General features: G+C 51.8%; 17 protein-coding genes and 2 pseudogenes. 10 read left to right on the forward strand and 9 right to left on the reverse strand.

The window, feature by feature from the left end; translation table 11 throughout:
• Nucleotides 1–2: 2 nt before the first annotated feature.
• Both OI69_RS09475 and istA read right to left on the reverse strand, forming a co-directional pair.
• Nucleotides 3–538, reverse strand: a pseudogene (locus tag OI69_RS09475) (ATP-binding protein); the annotation flags it as partial.
• A pseudogene (gene istA / locus OI69_RS09480) lies at nt 538–1,674 on the reverse strand (IS21 family transposase). The pseudogenes istA and OI69_RS09475, both read right to left, overlap by 1 nt.
• Before the next feature lie 296 nt (nt 1,675–1,970).
• On the opposite strand from istA, the gene OI69_RS09485 reads away from it, so the two are divergent.
• Both OI69_RS09485 and OI69_RS09490 read left to right on the forward strand, forming a co-directional pair.
• The gene (locus OI69_RS09485) at nt 1,971–2,234 is read left to right on the forward strand and encodes a CopG family ribbon-helix-helix protein (RefSeq protein WP_039349255.1); all 264 of its coding nucleotides are present in this window, start codon (nt 1,971–1,973) and stop codon (nt 2,232–2,234) included.
• A complete protein-coding gene (locus OI69_RS09490) occupies nt 2,222–2,527 on the forward strand; it encodes a hypothetical protein (RefSeq protein WP_052198342.1) in 306 nt (101 codons plus the stop codon). Before OI69_RS09485 ends, OI69_RS09490 begins: the two co-directional genes overlap by 13 nt.
• Before the next feature lie 143 nt (nt 2,528–2,670).
• Here OI69_RS09490 and OI69_RS09495 read toward each other — a convergent pair whose 3' ends face one another.
• The 4 genes from OI69_RS09495 to OI69_RS09510 all read right to left on the reverse strand — a co-directional run bounded on the left by OI69_RS09495 (nt 2,671) and on the right by OI69_RS09510 (nt 6,354).
• Nucleotides 2,671–3,018 carry an IS1 family transposase gene (locus OI69_RS09495; RefSeq protein ID WP_072034281.1) on the reverse strand — a complete coding sequence of 116 codons (348 nt, stop codon included), beginning with the start codon at nt 3,016–3,018 and terminating at the stop codon, nt 2,671–2,673.
• 100 nt (nt 3,019–3,118) lie between these two features.
• Nucleotides 3,119–3,883 carry a DeoR/GlpR family DNA-binding transcription regulator gene (locus OI69_RS09500; RefSeq protein WP_039349278.1) on the reverse strand — a complete coding sequence of 255 codons (765 nt, stop codon included), beginning with the start codon at nt 3,881–3,883 and terminating at the stop codon, nt 3,119–3,121.
• A gap of 102 nt (nt 3,884–3,985) precedes the next feature.
• On the reverse strand, nt 3,986–5,329 hold the full coding sequence (locus tag OI69_RS09505; protein WP_039349282.1) for an aspartate aminotransferase family protein: 1,344 nt from the start codon (nt 5,327–5,329) through the stop codon (nt 3,986–3,988).
• Nucleotides 5,326–6,354 (reverse strand): phosphotransferase enzyme family protein, encoded by a 1,029-nt coding sequence (locus tag OI69_RS09510; protein WP_052198343.1) that lies wholly within the window; start codon nt 6,352–6,354, stop codon nt 5,326–5,328. Before OI69_RS09510 ends, OI69_RS09505 begins: the two co-directional genes overlap by 4 nt.
• A gap of 458 nt (nt 6,355–6,812) precedes the next feature.
• Between OI69_RS09510 and fabG the strand changes: the two genes are divergently transcribed.
• Genes fabG through OI69_RS09525 form a run of 3 tightly spaced genes read left to right on the forward strand, consistent with a single transcriptional unit; the run spans nt 6,813 to nt 9,433 of the window.
• Nucleotides 6,813–7,586: a 3-oxoacyl-ACP reductase FabG gene (gene fabG / locus OI69_RS09515; RefSeq protein ID WP_039349285.1), complete on the forward strand. Its 774-nt coding sequence runs from the start codon at nt 6,813–6,815 to the stop codon at nt 7,584–7,586.
• A gap of 15 nt (nt 7,587–7,601) precedes the next feature.
• The gene (locus OI69_RS09520; protein ID WP_039349289.1) at nt 7,602–9,134 is read left to right on the forward strand and encodes an APC family permease; all 1,533 of its coding nucleotides are present in this window, start codon (nt 7,602–7,604) and stop codon (nt 9,132–9,134) included.
• A gap of 11 nt (nt 9,135–9,145) precedes the next feature.
• Nucleotides 9,146–9,433, forward strand: coding sequence for a hypothetical protein (locus OI69_RS09525; protein WP_154715537.1), 288 nt, complete (start codon nt 9,146–9,148; stop codon nt 9,431–9,433).
• Between the two features lie 451 nt (nt 9,434–9,884).
• Here OI69_RS09525 and OI69_RS19255 read toward each other — a convergent pair whose 3' ends face one another.
• A complete protein-coding gene (locus OI69_RS19255) occupies nt 9,885–10,052 on the reverse strand; it encodes a YqaE/Pmp3 family membrane protein (protein ID WP_039349294.1) in 168 nt (55 codons plus the stop codon).
• Between the two features lie 286 nt (nt 10,053–10,338).
• Between OI69_RS19255 and OI69_RS09535 the strand changes: the two genes are divergently transcribed.
• Both OI69_RS09535 and dgoD read left to right on the forward strand, forming a co-directional pair.
• Nucleotides 10,339–11,817, forward strand: a complete 1,479-nt coding sequence (locus tag OI69_RS09535; protein ID WP_039349297.1) for a SulP family inorganic anion transporter — start codon at nt 10,339–10,341, stop codon at nt 11,815–11,817.
• A 134-nt stretch (nt 11,818–11,951) separates the two neighbouring features.
• On the forward strand, nt 11,952–13,133 hold the full coding sequence (dgoD, locus tag OI69_RS09540) for a galactonate dehydratase (RefSeq protein WP_039349300.1): 1,182 nt from the start codon (nt 11,952–11,954) through the stop codon (nt 13,131–13,133).
• 78 nt (nt 13,134–13,211) lie between these two features.
• Here the strand turns inward: dgoD and OI69_RS09545 are convergent, their stop codons facing one another.
• On the reverse strand, nt 13,212–14,300 hold the full coding sequence (locus OI69_RS09545; protein WP_039349303.1) for an NADH:flavin oxidoreductase/NADH oxidase: 1,089 nt from the start codon (nt 14,298–14,300) through the stop codon (nt 13,212–13,214).
• A gap of 85 nt (nt 14,301–14,385) precedes the next feature.
• On the opposite strand from OI69_RS09545, the gene OI69_RS09550 reads away from it, so the two are divergent.
• From OI69_RS09550 to OI69_RS09560, 3 genes are all read left to right on the forward strand, one after another.
• Complete coding sequence (locus tag OI69_RS09550) at nt 14,386–14,691, forward strand: ArsR/SmtB family transcription factor (protein WP_039349306.1); 306 nt, start codon at nt 14,386–14,388, stop codon at nt 14,689–14,691.
• Between the two features lie 191 nt (nt 14,692–14,882).
• Nucleotides 14,883–15,350 (forward strand): YehS family protein, encoded by a 468-nt coding sequence (locus tag OI69_RS09555; protein WP_039349309.1) that lies wholly within the window; start codon nt 14,883–14,885, stop codon nt 15,348–15,350.
• Nucleotides 15,351–15,521: 171 nt separating this feature from the next.
• Nucleotides 15,522–17,477 (forward strand): methyl-accepting chemotaxis protein, encoded by a 1,956-nt coding sequence (locus OI69_RS09560; RefSeq protein ID WP_072034282.1) that lies wholly within the window; start codon nt 15,522–15,524, stop codon nt 17,475–17,477.
• 101 nt (nt 17,478–17,578) lie between these two features.
• Here OI69_RS09560 and cobA read toward each other — a convergent pair whose 3' ends face one another.
• Nucleotides 17,579–18,412, reverse strand: a complete 834-nt coding sequence (cobA, locus tag OI69_RS09565; protein ID WP_039349314.1) for a uroporphyrinogen-III C-methyltransferase — start codon at nt 18,410–18,412, stop codon at nt 17,579–17,581.
• Nucleotides 18,413–18,414: the final 2 nt, after the last annotated feature.

Raw genomic sequence — 18,414 nt, forward strand, 5'->3', positions numbered from 1 at the left:
CACAGATTAGCTTCATCACGCGTCATCGGTAGATAACCGATCTCATCCAGGATCAGCACCCGCACGTTGCTCAGTTGCTGCAACTGCCGCTCCAGCCTGTTTTCCTGTCTGGCTTTCACCAGCGTGGTATCAGTTTATCCAGCGACATGAACAGCACCCGATGCCCCGCATCTGCTGCCTTTACCCCCAACGCCACCGCCAGATGTGTTTTCCCCACGCCCGGAGGCCCTAGCAGGATGACATTCTCATTACGTTCAATGGACACCAGCCCGGCCAGTTCCCGGGTAACCCGCTGGTCGATGCCCGGTTGGAAGCTGAAGTCGAACTGTTCCAGCGTTTTTACCCAGGGCAGTCGCGCCTGTTTCAGCCGGGATTCCAGCCCCTTATGTCGCCGACCATGCCATTCATGGTTCAGCACGCGAACCAGCGTTTCTCGTGCGTTAAGCTCTTCCTTTACGGCCTGTTCCAGCAGGTTGTCTACCGCATCTGTCAGATGATCCATCTTCAGGCGCGCCATCAGTTCTGTCAGTTCGCTCATCACAGCAACGCCTCATAATCGCTCAACGCACGCTGTGCCACCCGGCAGGTCTGCTGCCACAGCGGCCGATGGTGTGCTGCTACGGTCTGCCAGCCAGCCGGTTTTTCAGCCAGAAGGTGTGTCGCGATAAGCTCATCATCGCCATATACCCTGAGTTCGCCATCCAGTGAGATACGGATGCTGACCGGTTGTTCGCACCATCTTTCCGGCACGCTATAGCGGTTGCCACGGACTTCGATATAACCATCCCAGGCAACCTGTCGGATGTCGTGATAACTGGTGTCGAAGTCACCAGCGGGTAATGCCAACAGGTGGGGAGGCTCCTGAGTAAAGCGTTCTGCGGGTGTCTGGCTGAACTGGCGGAGTACTCGGTGGTCAGCTTCCGCTTGTATCCACAGCATCAGCCACTGATTGATATGTGTCAGACTGTCGAACTGCCGGTAACGAACGAAGAAGTTCTCCTTGAGGTATTTCACCATGCGCTCCACCTTGCCTTTGGTTCGTGCCCGCCGTGGGCGACAGGCACGTGACGTGAAGCCATAGTGTTTTGCCAACTGGAGGAAGCCGTTGTTGAAGATAACCTCACCACTGTTGTCATGCTTGAGAACGGCCGCTTTCTGGTTATCAACCAGCACGGTTTTGACGCTGCCGCCAAAGTAGGCAAAGGCTTTGACCAGTGATTCATAGGTATGCTCAGCATCCTGACTGTCGGTGGCCCATGCATGGAAGCGTCGGGAGTAACCAAGGGTATTAACAGCGAAGTTCACCTTGCAGCGCTGACCGGCAACAACAGTCTCGATTTCCCCCCAGTCGTGCTGGAGCTGCTGACCGGGTTGCGTCTCGAAGCGCACGGTCTGTTTGGACGCCCGCAGAGTCCGTTTGGGATGCACATAGAGCGACAGCCGTCATAGCCCTGTTGTTTTATCTCCTGAAAGATCACTTCAGTGTTCCAGACATGCTCGCGCAAGCGCAAATCAACATAGTCCATGAACGGACGAAGTTTTCTCATTGGTTCACGTTTGTGTGTAACAACAGCGCTTTCAGTGAGATGTCGTCGAATGGTGAGCGATGTCGATAATATGCGCGCCGTGAATACGCATCTGCTTTATCATGAGAAGATCTCCTCTGCTTAACATGCGGCTTCTCCGTCTGGTGTAGGAACCTTAAGAGAAGCCCATGTTGGGTGGAGTGGACAAAATTTATGGTGATTTGCGGTCTTATATCAGTGTTGCTGACAGTTGCGATGGTCGGCTGATTTTCTGGATGCTAACAGCAACGGTATGGTTAGGCCGTTTGAGTTTGGGCAGAAGGGATGATGACCTTAGCCAGCAGTAACCGCCACGAATGATCTAAGCTTGTTTGACTTTTCATCCCAAACAGAGTAATAAAAGGTATTACTCTTTATTACCCATAATGACTTCGGGAGGTTAACATGCCAGTCTCCGTAAAACTCGATACCCTACTTGAGGAAAGACTTGCTCGCTTGGCGGCTAAACGCAAGAGAACAAAGCACTATCTGATGAAGCAGGCCATCGTTTCCTATGTTGACACAGAAGAACAGAAAGAACGTTTACGCCAGCAGGCACAATCCTCATATGCAAATTACCTCAACACAGGTAATCATTTAACAGGTAAAGAAGTCGTTGATTTTCTGCGGAGTGGCAAAAACGGAGATCTTCCTGAATGCCACAAGTGATCGTGACGGAAAAGGCTCGCCAAGGTATTAATCGCTGTCTGGCCTTCCTCGAAAATAATTCCGCAGGCTACGTCATTAACGATGTTAAGAACACCATCGCTAATAGTCTGGATAACCTTGAAAAAGGGCTGGGTACTGGTTTCATCTCTGATGAAGAAGACGAAGATGACTTTTTATATGAAGTGATTATCCCTTATGGCGATTCGGGTTATGAATACTGTTATTTTATTGACGCTCAGGGACGTTATATCGTAGTCGGTTTTAAGCATCAAAAGGAAAATGATTATTACTAAGTCACAAACGTGACAGCCATTGTCAAACTATTTGAAGTTGTACAAGTTAGTTCAAGACCTCGTATGTAATGAAAGGCGTTACGTTATATATTCTATGATGTTCTTGAATCACTGGAGCATCAAAATAAGGGTAATGCATCCAATTAGTAGAACATGTATTTTTCAATGAACGCTCCGATGACTTTTTCATGCAATTCAATCGAGCGTGAGAAGCAGATTGTTTTACGAGCCAAATGTTTAATGCGGGTTCTCAGTGTCAGGTTGTTACGTTCAATACGCTGAGTGAATATTTTTCCCGTCAGATGCTTCTCTTTCCGCACTTCTCTGGCATAACTGCCCCAGTCATCGCTGGTTATCATGCCGATAGTAAACGGGGTAAGCAGCGCCAGAAGTTCACGACAGCGAAACCGGTCATGCCCTTTTGGATTCTGACCATGACGGTAAACCTGAGCAGACTGACAACGGGGGCAATGAACAACAGCGGTGACCATGAAGGAACCTAAAATTGGTTATTATTCATCAATTCAAATAATTAGAGGCATCACCCGCGCATGGGCAGAGACAGAAACTAAGTGGTCAGAAGACTACAGTTCACTCACACACGGAAATATTCACATTTTCTTTTTTTAAGGCAGTAAGTATGTGATCTATCGGTGGGCTGTCTGTAACAATACGATCAATAGTCTGCCAGGAAGCATAATTGGAAGGGAATACCATATCGAATTTTGAATGATCCACCACAACCATGCTTTTGTTTGACCGTTGAATCATGGTGTTATAAATCATACCGCAATCAATTAACGCTTCGCTTGGTCCACCTGCTGTCACGCCGCTGGCCCCCATAATCGCATAATCTGCCGAGTACTGATGTAGGAAGTTCAGTGTTTGTGCACCTGCCATAGCCCCTTCGGAAGCGATGTAATCCCCCGGTGCGACGATAACCCTGATCGTAGGGTTCATCGACAGTACGGTAGCAACACCGAACGAATGGGTAATCACCGTGATATCCCGCAAATCGGTCGCCATACGCCTGGCCACATGCACTGTCGTCGCGCCCGAACCAATCATAAACATCTTACCATCGCGCAGATGCTGCACGGCTTCCCGGGCAATTTGCTCACGCTCTTGCGTAAACAGACGATGGCGTTCTGTCACGGTAGGTTCGGTGTTCATTGCCCTCACTGCGCCGCCATAGGTGCGGTTCAACAAGCCTTTTTGGGTGAGTTCGTCCAGATCGCGCCGAATCGTTTCTGTAGAAACCTGATAAGCTCGCGCCAGATCGACAATACGTAAGCTAGGAGATTCACTGATTTCCCTCAGTATGTTCTGCTGACGTACTGTTTTTCTTTTTGACATTAACTCCACCTTTCCTGAAAGAACCTCGCTGGTGCCACAGTATAGCTGGCGGGGCCGGGGCAACAAAACGTAAAGTGCTGAGTGTTGCCCCGTCCACACAGGTTAGCGCCGCTGGCACCGGCTCATAACGGCTGCGAATTTATCGATAAAGAAGTCTGCATTACTGGTGCTAAAACAAAGCGGAGGCCGGATCTTCAAACTGTTGCCATACGCCCCCGCCGCACCAATCAAGATGCCCTCCCCCTTCAGTTCATTGATCACTTGCTGCGTCAGCGCCGTATCGGGTTCCTTGGTGTCCGGCAGCCGGAATTCGACCGCATTGAACAACCCCGCACCACGCACATCGCTGATTGCCGGGTAGTGGTTGGCAAGGCTGCGCAGCCCGTTTCTCAGATAGTGACCACAGTGTTCGGCGTTGGCAATCAACTCTTCTTCCCGGATAATCTGCAACACCGCCAGGCCAACTGCCGCCGCAACCGGATTACCGCCAAAGGTGTTGAAGTATTCGGTTTCTTGACTAAACCTGTCGAGTAGCTCGGGTCGTGTGATAACAGCGGCCATCGGGAAACCATTCCCCATCGGCTTGCCCAGCGTGACGATATCCGGCACCACTTGGTGACGCTGGAAGCACCAGTAATGCGTACCTGTGCGACCAAAACCCGGCTGGACCTCATCGGCAATGAACAAGCCGCCGCACGCACGCACGCGTGCCACGGCCAGACCGAGAAAACCGGCCGGATCGGCGTACACACCATCGCTTGAAAAAATGGTATCCACCAGTAAGGCTGCACAGCCAACGCCTTCTGCGGCCAACGAATCTATCGCTGCTTGCACCGCATCGGCAAACACCTCTGCCACCTGCTGGTCTGGCAGCAGCGTGTTTGCATCGGGCGCCGGAACCGTACGAACATAAGGCGGTAGCTGTTGTCGCTTATGTCCTGATGGCGAAACGTCCATCACCGCCGTGGTATTGCCGTGGTAGGCGCTCTCAGTGACGATAATTCCTTGCCTGCCGGTTGTCATTCTGGCCATGCGCAGGGCAATATCGTTACTCTCGCTGCCAGTACAGGTGAACACGACATTGGTGAGCGGTGCCGGAAAAGTGGCCAGTAAGGTTTCAGAATAGCGCTCCAGTACCGGGAACAAATAGCGGGTGTTTGTGTTAAGCAGGCCAGCCTGCCTGGACATGGCTTCCACCACCTTCGGATGGCAATGGCCAACGCTCGGCACGTTGTTATACATGTCGAGATAGCTGTCACCGGCAGCGTCATACATCCAAACGCCGCGCGCACTGACCATTTCAATCGGCTGTTGATAGAACAAAACCGAAGAAGCGCCCTGCGTGTTTTGACGGCGAGCGATCTGATTAGTCAACCCGGCATCCAGTGCTACACCATCGCTTTTCTCAAAGCGATTCAGGCCAAGAATTTGTTTTTTTTCTTTCATCGGGGATTCTCCTGCGCTTCAGCTCGGGCTACCTTCATTGCATGTTCATGCAAATATTGCTTGGCCAGCGCCACAGTCCCGGCAGGGAAAGTCGCAGCCAATTGCTGCGCCGTGGGTGTCTCCGCATGGCTGGCTATCCAGGCGCTGAGTTGCAGTCGGCGCAACATTATCAATACGGGTAACATAGCCTCATCCTGCTGGCTAAATGGGCGCACGCTGCGATACCCCTTCAGCCATGAGGCCTGGTAATTGCTCAGTGATGGATCATCTTCAATAAAACTTACCGCGGTCGCGAAATCCCAGCCAAACCAACAAATACCGCAATCATCAAAGTCGATAACGGTCATTTTGTCATCGTCTACCAACAGGTTAGCCAGACGCATATCACAATGAACAAGCCCGAAGCGCTCTGGGGAGCAACCATATTCGTCAAGCTGTGCTTTGAGCAATGTCTCGGTTTGTTCTAAAAGCGAGATGTCTTCTGGGGCAAACTGGCTCAGGCTACGCCAGTCTCCCCAGAGCGCTTGCGTACCGATGATGGTGTCAAACGTCCAAATCTTGCGGGTGAATGCAGGTGGCCTTTGCCAACTAAGGCTGTGCAGATGCAGGCGGGCGGCGATTTGTCCCAGCCTGCAATACCATGAAGACAAATCGCATGCGCTATCCGGTTCGGCACCGGTAATAAATTCAAACGCCACCACAAAAGTCACGGATGCCTCATCTTCCAGCCGTGCCACCCATTCTCCGTTACGCTGTGGAATCGGTGCCGCGACGTTGATAACGCCGCTGGTTTTCAGGGAGATCAGCCAATCCAGTTCCGAAATAATTTCCGCATGATGGCAATAATTCGGCCGATGAACGCGCAAAACCAAACGGCGTTTGGTTGCGGAGTCGATTACCAGAAAAGTCGCGTTCTCCGAAACCGTGAGCAACGACAGTTCCGATCTTTCACTCATGCCCCAATCGGGCAGCGCAGCGCGTAATAACCCGCCGATTCTCTGTATGTAGCTATCGTGATAAAGCATCGCAATCATCCATTAAATGAAATGAGTACAACATTTTTATGTTGGTGTTGTCTTTTTTGCAAGATTAAAGATAGAAATCTCTATCAACCAACAAATATAATTTATTTTTATTTTAAAAATCAATTATATAAATAATTAACACTAGAGATGACCGCCAATCGCCCCGCAATAGGGCATGTTTTTTTATCAAAAGAAAACCCCGCTTAAAAAAGCGGTAATTAAAACGACACAATCGTTATATATCAATATTTTGATTAACACACTCTTGCACCAAAATCGCTCACCATAAAGAAGCATTTTATTTAGTGGGAAAACCAATGAAATTATGTTGATCATTCAACATTTTCGTGATTATTCTTGAGCGAAATAAAGGCGCTTTTTTCAGATTACATTCGAGAAATACAGATGGGGCGGTTATTCCGTAATAGGTACTTCCTGGCGTATGTGAGGAGAACGACATGTTTGAAAGTATGCAAGATAAAAACGTACTGATCACGGGGGGCAGCAGCGGTATAGGGCTGGGGCTGGCGTTGAATTTTGCTCGCCATGGTGCGCGTGTTGCCATTACCGCCCGAAATGCGGCAAAGCTAGATGCCGCCATCACAGGGGCCAGAGCGCAAGGATTGGTCATCAAAGGCTACGTTTGTGACGTCAGTATTGCTCAGCAGGTCAGAGAGACCGTTGATCGTTGTGCACAACAACTCGGTGGTTTATCGGTACTGTGCTGCAACGCTGGCGTTTTTCCTTCCGCGGCGCTGAGTAATATGACGGAAAGTGAATGGGATGATGTGCATGCGGTAAACAGCAAAGGCACATTCCTGTGCGTACAGGCAGCGATCCCATGGCTTAAACAAGCCGGCCATGGCCGTATTATCCTTACCTCTTCCATCACTGGCCCTGTGACTGGCTATCCTGGATGGGCACATTATGCCTCAAGCAAGGCGTCGCAACTGGGTTTCATGCGCACAGCGGCACTCGAACTGGCCAGAGATAACATCACGGTTAATGCCATTCTACCCGGTAATATTATCACCGAAGGGCTAGCAGGAATGGGCGACGACTACGTTGCCGCCATGGCGGAGTCTGTCCCGCTGAAGCGCCTCGGCAGTGTTGATGATATTGCGGCTGCCGCGTTGTTTTTTGCCTCTCAGGCAGCCGGGTATATCACCGGGCAAACGCTGATTGTAGATGGCGGCCAGATCCTCCCCGAATCCCTTTCCTGCCTTTCCTAACGGAGTGGTACTAACATGACTAATCAGATCGTTATTTGCTCTGCCACTGATGAAACCGGCACGTCGTCGGTCCAGCGCCTGCGCCCAAATGCAGTGGGATTACCTGGCGTGCTATTTATGACCGTCGCGACCGCCGCCCCGATTACCGCCATGCTGGGAAATGTACCCATCGCGGTAGGTAGCGGTAACGGACAGTATGCGCCGGCAGGTTTCCTGGTAGCGACTCTCATTTTGGCGCTATTTGCTATCGGTTATGCACAGATGGCGAAATACATTACCGCCACCGGCGCATTTTATGGCTTCATCTCGCATGGGCTGGGGCGAATTATCGGTATGGCGGCTGGGGTTGCGGTCACACTGACTTATATTGTGTTTGAGGCCGCGCTGGTAGGGATTTTCGCCTTCTTCTGCGAAGACTTAATCCACGGACTTTCCGGTATGCATATTCACTGGATTGTCTTTGCTTTGGGCATGCTGATTGCCAACGGCGTGCTCAGCTATTTTGATATTTCGCTGACGTCGAAGGTGCTGGGCTGTTGTCTGGTGTTGGAGATTGTCATTCTTACCGTGGTCGCCGGTGCCGTGCTGGTGCATGGCGGTGGGCCGCAGGGCTTTGTCCCTGACTCGATCAATCCGTTAAATGCCTTCACTCCGGCACAGGGTGTACCGGGGGCTAATGCGGGTATTGGCCTGTTCTTCGCCTTTTGGTCTTGGGTAGGGTTTGAGTCCTCGGCAATGTATGGTGAGGAGTCTAGAAATCCCAAGAAAATTATTCCGCTGGCGACATTATTGGGCGTAATTGGCATCGGGGTTTTCTATGTGTTCATCTCCTGGATGGCGATTGCCGGCACCGGGCCTGAAAAGGCCATTGCACTGGCGCAGGATCCCAATCAGGCCGCAGAAATTTTCTATGGACCCGCACGCCAGTATCTTGGCGAATGGGCGGTTGCGGTATTCAAAATTCTGGTGATCACGGGTTCGTTCGCTTGCGGGATGGCATTCCACAACTGTGCCGCACGCTATATCTATGCTTTGGGCCGGGAAAATCTGTTCCCATTATCGGGTAAAACCGTGGGTCTTACCCACCCCAAACATGGTTCTCCCCACGTAGCCTCAACGGTTCAGACTGTGATTGCATGCACGATCATCATTCTTTTCCTTCTGGCCGGAAAAGACCCGTATGCGGATATTTACACACTATTGGCGATACTCGGCACGATGGGGATTATGATCGTTCAGGCATTGTGCGCCTTTGCCGTGATCTTCTATTTTCATGCAAATGCAGAAAATCGTAAAAATAGTCACTGGTTTAAAACATTCCTGGCACCGTTAATCGGTGGAATAGGCATGGTCTATGTCGTCTATCTATTATTCGCTAATATGGATTTCGCCGCAGGTTCAGCGGCAAATACCCTGTTCTATAAAGCTATACCGTGGATTGTATTATCCAGTTTTGTCATTGGGGCGGCTATAGCAACCTGGTTCAAGTTTTTTGATAATAAAAAATTCCAGGTTATTGGCCGCATTGTATTGAATGAAGAAAAATAGAAGGCCCGGCTATGTCTGATAAAAAAAGAATTGTTCTTCTGGAGGCCCATCAACTTTCACGCCTAATCAGGAATAAAGCAATCTCCTGTCGTGAAGTGATGGAAATCTATCTTGACCATATTGAATCTTTTAACCATCGAATTAATGCCATCGTCAGTATGCGAGATAAAAGCCCGCTACTTAAAGAGGCGCAAGAAAAGGCTATTGCATTGGCGCGAGGAGATTATCAGGGCCGGCGGTGGCAAGGCCGTTGTCACGCTAACCGTTCCTGGAATCACGCCGTCAGCCGTGGGATATGACAACCTTTTCTTCCCCCCAAAGAAGATCCTCACGAGGGATCTTCTGCTTTATCCAACCACATGACCTTGCCCCGTTATCTACAGACGGCTTTTGTATCTGAATAGGGCAGATTTTTCCACCGGGCGGGTTAACTCCAGTGGCCAGTTAGCCGATATTCTGCTCATACCTTTAATGGTTACCATCGCTTAAGTACCGTTAAAAATTCAACGCGTATTGCAGCAGTAATATCTACATACTCATGTGGTGAACCGAGACGTGCACACAATCTCCGTGCTTATGATATCCAATAAAAATTTTATGGCTTTGATTTACCAGACAGATTTCGGTTGTTCATCCGATGCCACGATAACCACCAGTGATCAGCGTGATAGTGGTTTTCATACTCTAATTCATCCCGTCGGAGATGATTTTTTCTGATCTTACCTACGTATTATTCAGCTTTCTTCGCCATTACATTCCATCGTCTTTTGTCTGTACCCAGAATGCATGCACCAGACCGGGAAAATAGCCTAATAGCGTCAGAATAATATTCAGAATAAACGCTCCACCAATCCCTTTGCCCAATAACACGCCCAACGGTGGTAGAAGAATAGTCAGTACGATGCGCCAAAACCCCATATCAACCTCCGTAACGTGATAATTACTTATAAAAATAGTTCAGCACTCAGGATTTGTCAGCATGCGTCGGAATAATTGAGACTAATCTTCGCAGAAAAAATGCAATGGCGTGTTTTATTCTCAGAATCGCACCGTAACCGTCATACTTCAACTGGCATATGTGTGAACCGACGATATCACCGACGGACAAACCGATACAGGACTGTATCTTTTATACTGCCGATAATTTATCCTCTCCCGCCGTTTGTTATTGACCAATAATTACGAAAAATCAGAGCCTGCACATATGATCTCATCACCCGACGCAACCCCGTCAACGCTTGCCGCCTTACGTTCTCCTTCACTGCTAATACGCGAAATTTTGGCGGGCACTATCACCGCACTGGCGCTTATCCCGGAAGTGATCTCGTTTTCTATTATCGCGGGCGTAGACCCGAAAGTCAGCCTGATTGCTTCTATTGTCCTGTGCTTCAGCATGTCCTTTCTTGGCGGTAGACCGGCGATGGTGACCGCGGCGGCGGGTGCCGTAGCGCTGGTGATCGGCCCGATGGTACACGCGCACGGGGTAGCCTACATTCTGCCTGCGGTGATAATGGCAGGGATCATTCAGATTCTGTTTGGTCTCGCCGGACTGGCGCGAATGATGCGCTATATTCCTCGTTCGGTGATGATCGGTTTCGTGAATGCGCTAGGTATCCTGATTTTTGCTGCGCAGGTGCCGCATGTTTTCGGGCAATCCTCGCTCGTCTGGCTGCTATTTGCGCTAACCCTCGCGATTGTCCTACTGCTGCCTTACGTAGTGAAAAGTATTCCCGCGCCGCTGGTTGCCATTGTGGCAGTGACCTCGATTGCTATCTTTACCGGTATCACCGTGCCTAACGTTGGCGATGCTGGTCCCATGCAGCCAGGATTGCCCGGATTCACCCAGTGGCTGGTGCCGTTCAATCTTGACACGCTGCGTATTATTTGGCCGACTGCGCTGAGTATCGCCTTTGTCGGGCTGATGGAGTCGCTGTTAACCGCCAAACTGGTCGATGACATCACCGATACCCCGTCCAGCAAACGTCGCGAGTGCTGGGGACTGGGCATTTCCAATCTCTTCGCCGGATGCTACGGCGGCATTGCCGGGTGCGCGATGATCGGGCAAACCGTGGTCAACGTAGAGTTAGGTAAAGCCCGCACCCGTCTCTCTACCCTCGCCGCCGCACTGGTCCTGTTGCTGCTGGTCACCGGCCTGAGCGAGATTATGGCGAAGATCCCGATGGTGGTGCTGGCGGGCATTATGATGATCGTCGCGCTGAAAACGATGAACTGGCATAGCCTGCACCCCGCCACGCTGAAGCGCATGCCGCTATCAGAAACGCTGGTAGTCATCGTGACGGTAATCGCAACCGTCTCGACAGGAAACCTTGCTATCGGCGTAGCAGGCGGCGTGATTTTCGCCATCCTGCTGTTTGCACGCCGTGTGGCACACGTCATTCATGCGGAGCGTTGCGTGAGCGAAGACGGGCAGTCGGTGTACTACACGGTACGCGGGCCGCTCTTCTTCGGCAGCAGCAACGATCTCTTTGAACACTTCCTCTATGCGCAGGATCCGCAGAACGTCACCATCGACCTGACCCACGCTCAAATCTGGGATGCCTCCAGTGTGGCAGCGCTCGACGCTATCGAAACCCGTTATCATCGCTACGCGGCGAACGTTTCTATCATCGGGCTGGATAATCACAGCACGAAAATCCACCAGCGCCTGTCAGGGCATCTCTGATCGTATCGCCCACGCCTTGATCCACTATGCTTCAATTGGATCAAGGCAGCGGATTGCCTGACGTCATCGTTGACATCCCGCGCATCTCTGTGATTAGACTCAATGCTAAGCAAGCTAACTTAAGGGAAGTGTTGATGAAAATTACCGATGTGCGCGTCATCTTAGCGAATCGCTACATGTTTGTTGAGGTGATCACCGATGAGGGGCTAACGGGGATTGGCGAGTCGGGCGCCTGGGGCTTTCTGGATGCGTCCAAAGGCGCGGTGGAGGCATTGCGCACTTATCTGATCGGGCAAGATCCGCTGCGTATTGAGCACCACTGGCAGTATATGTACCGCTGCTGGCATTTTCGTGGTGCCGCTATCATGGGTGCCATCAGCGCCATTGATATCGCCCTGTGGGACATCGCGGGAAAATATTACGATACGCCCGTTTATAACCTGCTGGGAGGCCGCTGCCGGGATAAGGCGCGCGTTTATGCCCACGCCGGGGGCCGGACTACCGAAGAAACCATCGCTAATCTGAAAAAAGCCAAAGCCGACGGTTTTACCGCAATTGGTCACCTCACGCCGTTTCTGGATGAATCGCGCGATACGCCCTATTTCACCACCCACGCCAAAGAGATCGGTGAAGCCATTGAGCGCATCGGTCTCTATCGGGAAGCGGTCGGAAACGATGTTGACCTGTGTATTGAAGTCCATCGCCGTCTGAAACCCGCCGATGCCGTGGTATTTGCACGCGGCATTGAGCCATTTTACCCCTATTTTATAGAAGACCCTATCGGCGCAGACAACTTCGACTCTATGGCGGAAGTCGCCGACAAAATCAATATTCCTATCGCCACAGGTGAACGCCTGAATAATCCTCAGGAGTTCGCGATGCTGATTCGCCGCAATGCCGTCGCCTATGTGCGCCCTGACGTTTGTATGTGCGGCGGGATCACCGGTGCGAAAAAAGTGGCAGCATTGGCGGAAGCCAACGATTTGATGGTGGTGCCGCATAATCCGCTGAGTCCGGTGTCAACGGCTGCCTGCTTACAGATCGCCGTCAGCATCCCCAATTTTGCCCTGCTGGAGTATCCGGGGGATGACCAACCTGCGCTGTCGGAAAAATTTGGCGCAACAGGCGTCGAGAACGGCGTGCGGAAAAAAGATATGGTAAAGAACACGTTCAACTGTGTGGATGGGTTTATGGCGATACCGACGCAGCCCGGCATCGGGATTGAACTGGCAGACGATGTGGAGCACCGCTTCCCCTATCGGCGTCGCGGCCTGAAAACCCGGCTGCACGTTGACGGTTCCGTCGTCGATCAATAATGCTAACGGGGACAGGCCCGATATACGCGGTGAGACCACTGACAGGCGGCAACCGCCGTCTGTCAGTGGTAACTTTTGTTAATAGCGTTCTAACCAGTGCGCGTATGGCGCTGGCAGCGTCCATGAGGCACGCTCGATACCCAGTTCGCGTGCGGCCTGATAGCTCCAATGCGGGTTCGCTAAATGCGCTTTTCCAACCATCACCAGATCCAACTGACCCGATGCCACGGCCTGTTCGGCCAATTCCGGCGTGCCAAAACCCCAGGCGGAAGAGACAGGTAGGTTAGCTTGCTCACGTACCTGTGCAGCAATCGGTCCCATAAAGGCAGGTGCCCACGGAATTTGCGCCTCCGGCGTAGAAAAACCGATGCTGACGCTGAGCATATCCAGCCCTGCGGCTTTGAAACGGCGCGTCAGTTCAATAGATTCCTGTAGGGTTTCTTCATCACGTCCGTCAAACTCAATCACGCCGAAACGGGCGGTCAGCGGCAGGTGCTGCGGCCACACGTCGCGAACAGCGGCCAGCGTTTCCAGCAAAAAACGGCTACGGTTGTCGAAACTGCCGCCGTACTGATCGGTACGTTGGTTGGCGTGAACAGAGAAAAAGCTCTGTGCCAGATAACCGTGAGCAAAATGCAACTCCAGCCATTCAAACCCGGCCTCCAGCGCACGGCGTGCCGCCGCAACAAAATCATTACGAACGCGGGTGATATCTTCCAGCGTCATCTCCTGCGGCAGCTTAGGCAAATTCGCGCCAAACGGCTTTGGAGAAGGAGCTATCGTCTGCCAACCGCGTGCGTCACCAGCGGGAATATGATCATCGCCTTCCCACGGAATATTTGCGCTGGCTTTGCGCCCGGCATGGGCGATCTGAATCCCCGGCACGGAACCTGCGTCCTTAATGGATTTAGCAACATTGGCAAACGCCTGCGCCTGCTCATCGTTCCAAATCCCGGCACAATGCGGCGTGATGCGGCCTTCGGGGGAGACGGCGGTCGCTTCCACAATAACCAGTCCGGCACCACCCCGCGCCAGCGAGGCATAATGCGCCTGATGCCATTCGTTGATCAAACCATCATGCGCAGAATAGGTACACATCGGAGGAACAGCGATGCGGTTACGTAACGTAATGTCTTTCAGTTTAAAGGGTTGAAACAGCGCAGACATCATTTCCTACCTTATTTGGTTACTTCGATATTTCGATATTATTCGAATAATAGATTTCAGACAACCCCGACGCTATAATTCATCCATGAGACCTTTTAAGCACCCCGTCCCCGATGAATTCACCCTTGAGCGCGTCCTGTATGCCTTGAGCGATCCCGTGCGCATGGAAATCGTGCGCCATCTGGCCGCGAAAGGAGAAGCCACATGCAGCGAGCTTGACGGGGGTCGCCCGAAATCCAGCGTATCGCACCATTTTCGCGTTTTACGTGATTCAGGCTTGCTTCACACCACCAGCAGCGGCACCACGCACATCAACCGACTGCGCCGTAACGAAATGCAGCAGCGTTTCCCCGGCCTGCTCGATGCCATTCTGTCTCAACCCGAAGAGTAAATGTTTCGCGTTGAGACCATAGCCACGACATGCCATCACGATTCCCTCAGTACCTGATGACTATTTTCCACCCAATCCTATCTGGAACACTATAATATCTGTATTTACCACAGGATCGTTTCTGCATTTCTCCGCCGTTCCCTTTATACTGTGCGTTTTGTACTAAGACGAATGGCGAGATCCTTTCCGTAATGATGAACAACGATGTCCTGCGCAGTGTGCGCTATATGCTGAATTTGAATAATGACCACCTGCTGAAAATCCTGGCGCTGGTGGAGATGACCGTCCCTCCCCAGCAGTTGGCGAGCTACGTCAAAAAAGAGGAAGAGGAAGGTTATCAGCCTTGCCCGGACATCGTGATGAGCTATTTTCTGAATGGGCTGATTCAGCAAAAGCGCGGCAAAGACGAAAACCAGCCAGCGCCTCAATTTGAGCGCAAGATGACCAACAATATTATCCTGAAAAAATTGCGTGTCGCCTTTTCACTCAAAACAGACGATATTCAGGCGATCCTGCTGGAACAAAACTTTCGCATTTCCCAGCCGGAAGTGACCGCGATGATGCGCGCGCCAGACCACAAGAACTACCGCGCCTGTGGCGATCAGGTGATCCGCTACTTTCTGAAAGGATTGACGGCTCGCATAAAAACGTCTCGTTAAGGCATGCTACCTATTTCTCCTTCAATCTCATCTGAAGCACTGTAGCTCCAAACTTAACCGTATTACCCTCTCCCCCGCGGCATGCATAAACGTGACATGCCGCCCATACAATTTTCATATTGGCAGCATAGACTGGCTGAGCATCATCATAATAAGGATAGAGAGGGAACGATGAGTATATTGACATCTCTTAGAACTGGCGCGGCTATCTTCAGAAGAAACGCTCCCATCAGCGGCACATTTGACTCCACTACAGCACCGACTTCAACTTCACTGAACAAACTGGGCATCAGAAATAAAGCAGGGATATTAATAGTATTTATTCCGCCTGAAGCAGACTTCTTCGCCGTTAACCAAGCCTGGCAAAAACTCGCTTCATCCACAGTGACAATTCTGACCCTGTCATCCAGCGGCACGCTGTTTGGGCAGGCGGGCGCTTCAACCTACGATGATAACGCGGGTACTCAAGGCAGTTGGTTATGGTTGCCACAAACGTTGATAGCTCGCCACGAAATGCATATTGTCGATCTGCATACCAAAGATGCTCCGTCTGCAACGCAGCGTATTAACGCCATCCGACGAGAACTCGATCACCTTAACGTCACACTCCCGCTTTCCGCCGACCGTTCTTTTGCCATGGTGTATTGCGATGGCGTGTCAGCATCGGAGGGTTTTCTAATGCAGGCTTGGTACGCGAGTAATCGGTTCCCTTGCATGGCAATTGGCGGTTCTGCCGGCGGCAGTTTGGATTTCAGCGCCACCTATATCGGCTGTCGTAACGGCGTATTACAGGGAAAAGCCGTGCTCATATTTTGTCAAATGGCCGACGGTATATCTTTCGCGCCATTCAAAAGCCAGAATTTTGAGCCGACATCGCAAAGCTGGCTCATTGCCGAAGCAGATCCGTTAACACGAAGTGTAACGTCCGTCTTTGGTCAGGATGGGCGTCCACAGCCGATCATAGAGGCATTAACCGAAGTCTTGGATTGCGCCCCATCGCAGCTTCAGCATGCGCTAAAAGAAAAAACCTTCGGCGTAAAAGTGGAAGACGAATATTTCATTCGCTCTGTGGCGACCTACCAACATGACCGCCTGACCTTTTTCTGCGATCTGGCGTTTGGCGATCGGCTTTATTTGCTGCAAGCGACCGATTTTATTGAAACGACACGACGTGACTGGCAACAATTTTTATCCGGCAAAAGCAAGCCAATGGGTTTATTGCTCAATGACTGTGTGCTGCGGCGCATGAATAATACGGCAAAACTCGCGCAGGCCGATTTCTTCAGCGACATACCGGCAGCCGGTTTCTCCTGCTTTGGTGAAATCTTCGGTGTACCGATTAACCAGACATTATCTGCCCTTGCCTTTTTCGATCATGATGTTAAATCCATGACCCGATTCCCCATCGAATACGCGGCTTATGCCAGCCATTACGCGCAGCGCTCTCTGCGCCGCTGGGAATCGATCAATCATATTCAATCCAGTGTGATTACTCAGGTCGTTGACTATCAAGACGATATTAACCCCTTGATTACCGCGCTACCGCAACTGGAACACGCCACACAGCGCCAGACCGAGACATTGGATATCGCCGAAGCCAGCATTCGTGCGATTAGTGCCGCCGCGACGCAGACGCGCACCGCACAAGATAATCTCGAACGTGAACTGAACCAATTAGAGCAGATTTCGCACGGGATCACGCAGATTACCGTGGGGATTAGTGCGATTGCCGACCAAACCAATCTGTTGGCACTCAATGCCGCAGTAGAAGCGGCACGCGCAGGTGACGCCGGGCGCGGATTCGCCGTAGTCGCAGAGGAAGTGCGGCGACTGGCACGATCGTCAAAAGAACAGGCAGATGCTACGCGGCAAAATATCAACGATGCAGTATCCACCATTTCCAGGATCCGCAATGTGGCCTCAGAAACCATGACGACGACGCAACAGATGGCCGTGCAGAGTATTTCAGCCGCCGACCAGATCGCCGAAATGGGTGAGCAGACCAGCAAAGAACGCAGTAGTGTTACGACCAATCTAGGACGCTTAAAAGACGCGGCTAAAGGCATGGATGCCATGCACAGCGCGGTCGAACAACTCACCATGCTCCAACGTCTGACCACGTCATAGCCATAAAGCCCCGGGCAGAAAACGACATAGAAAGCGCCTCAAAAATGGAACGCTTCCTGGTCCCAAATGAGGCGCTACATCAGCAAAACGTGCCATTGCCCTTAGGCGGCTGCATGCTTTTCCATCGTCAACCGTGCAGGGGCAGCGTCGACCTGCAACGCCGGATGACGGCAAAAGCGCACGACATCCCCCACCACCAGCAGGCTCGGCGACTGCGGCTGATAGCGCGCCAGCAAAGCGGATAAGGTCGCGAGCGTCGCGGTCAATAGCCGCTGATCGGGCTGGGTGCCGCGCTCAATGATCGCTACCGGCGTCTGTGCTGACAGCCCGTGTTCGATCAAACGCTGGCACAGCCGACTGCTGTGGCTTAACCCCATATAAAACACCAGCGTTTGCTGGCTGTCGGCTAGCGTCGGCCAGTCCAACTGCGGTTCACCATCACTCGAATGTCCGGTCACGAAACGCACTGACTGCGCACAAGCACGGTGCGTGAGCGGTAATCCCACCGCCGCCGCACAGCCTGTTGCTGCGGTAATACCGGGTACGATATGACAGACGATGCCCGCCTGCTGCGCATAGTCCATCTCTTCACCACCGCGACCAAAAATAAAAGGATCGCCACCTTTGAGACGAATCACCCGCTGTCCGGCCTGCGCCAGTTCAACCAATAGCTGATTGATTTTTTCCTGTGATAACCGATGACAACCACGCGTTTTTCCCACATCGATACACAGCGCCTGCTCTGGCACCAGATCCATAATCTCCGCCGCCACCAGCCGATCGTAGACCACCACATCGGCCTGCTGAATGGCACGCAGCGCTTTTAGCGTCAGCAGTTCCGCATCACCCGGCCCCGCGCCCACCAGCCAGATTTCACCGCCGAGTACTGGCTGGCGCCGTTGCCCCTGCGCCAATATGGATTGTGTTGTCATCATGT

The sequence above is a fragment of the Pectobacterium fontis genome (genome assembly GCF_000803215.1).
GTDB lineage: Bacteria > Pseudomonadota > Gammaproteobacteria > Enterobacterales > Enterobacteriaceae > Pectobacterium > Pectobacterium fontis.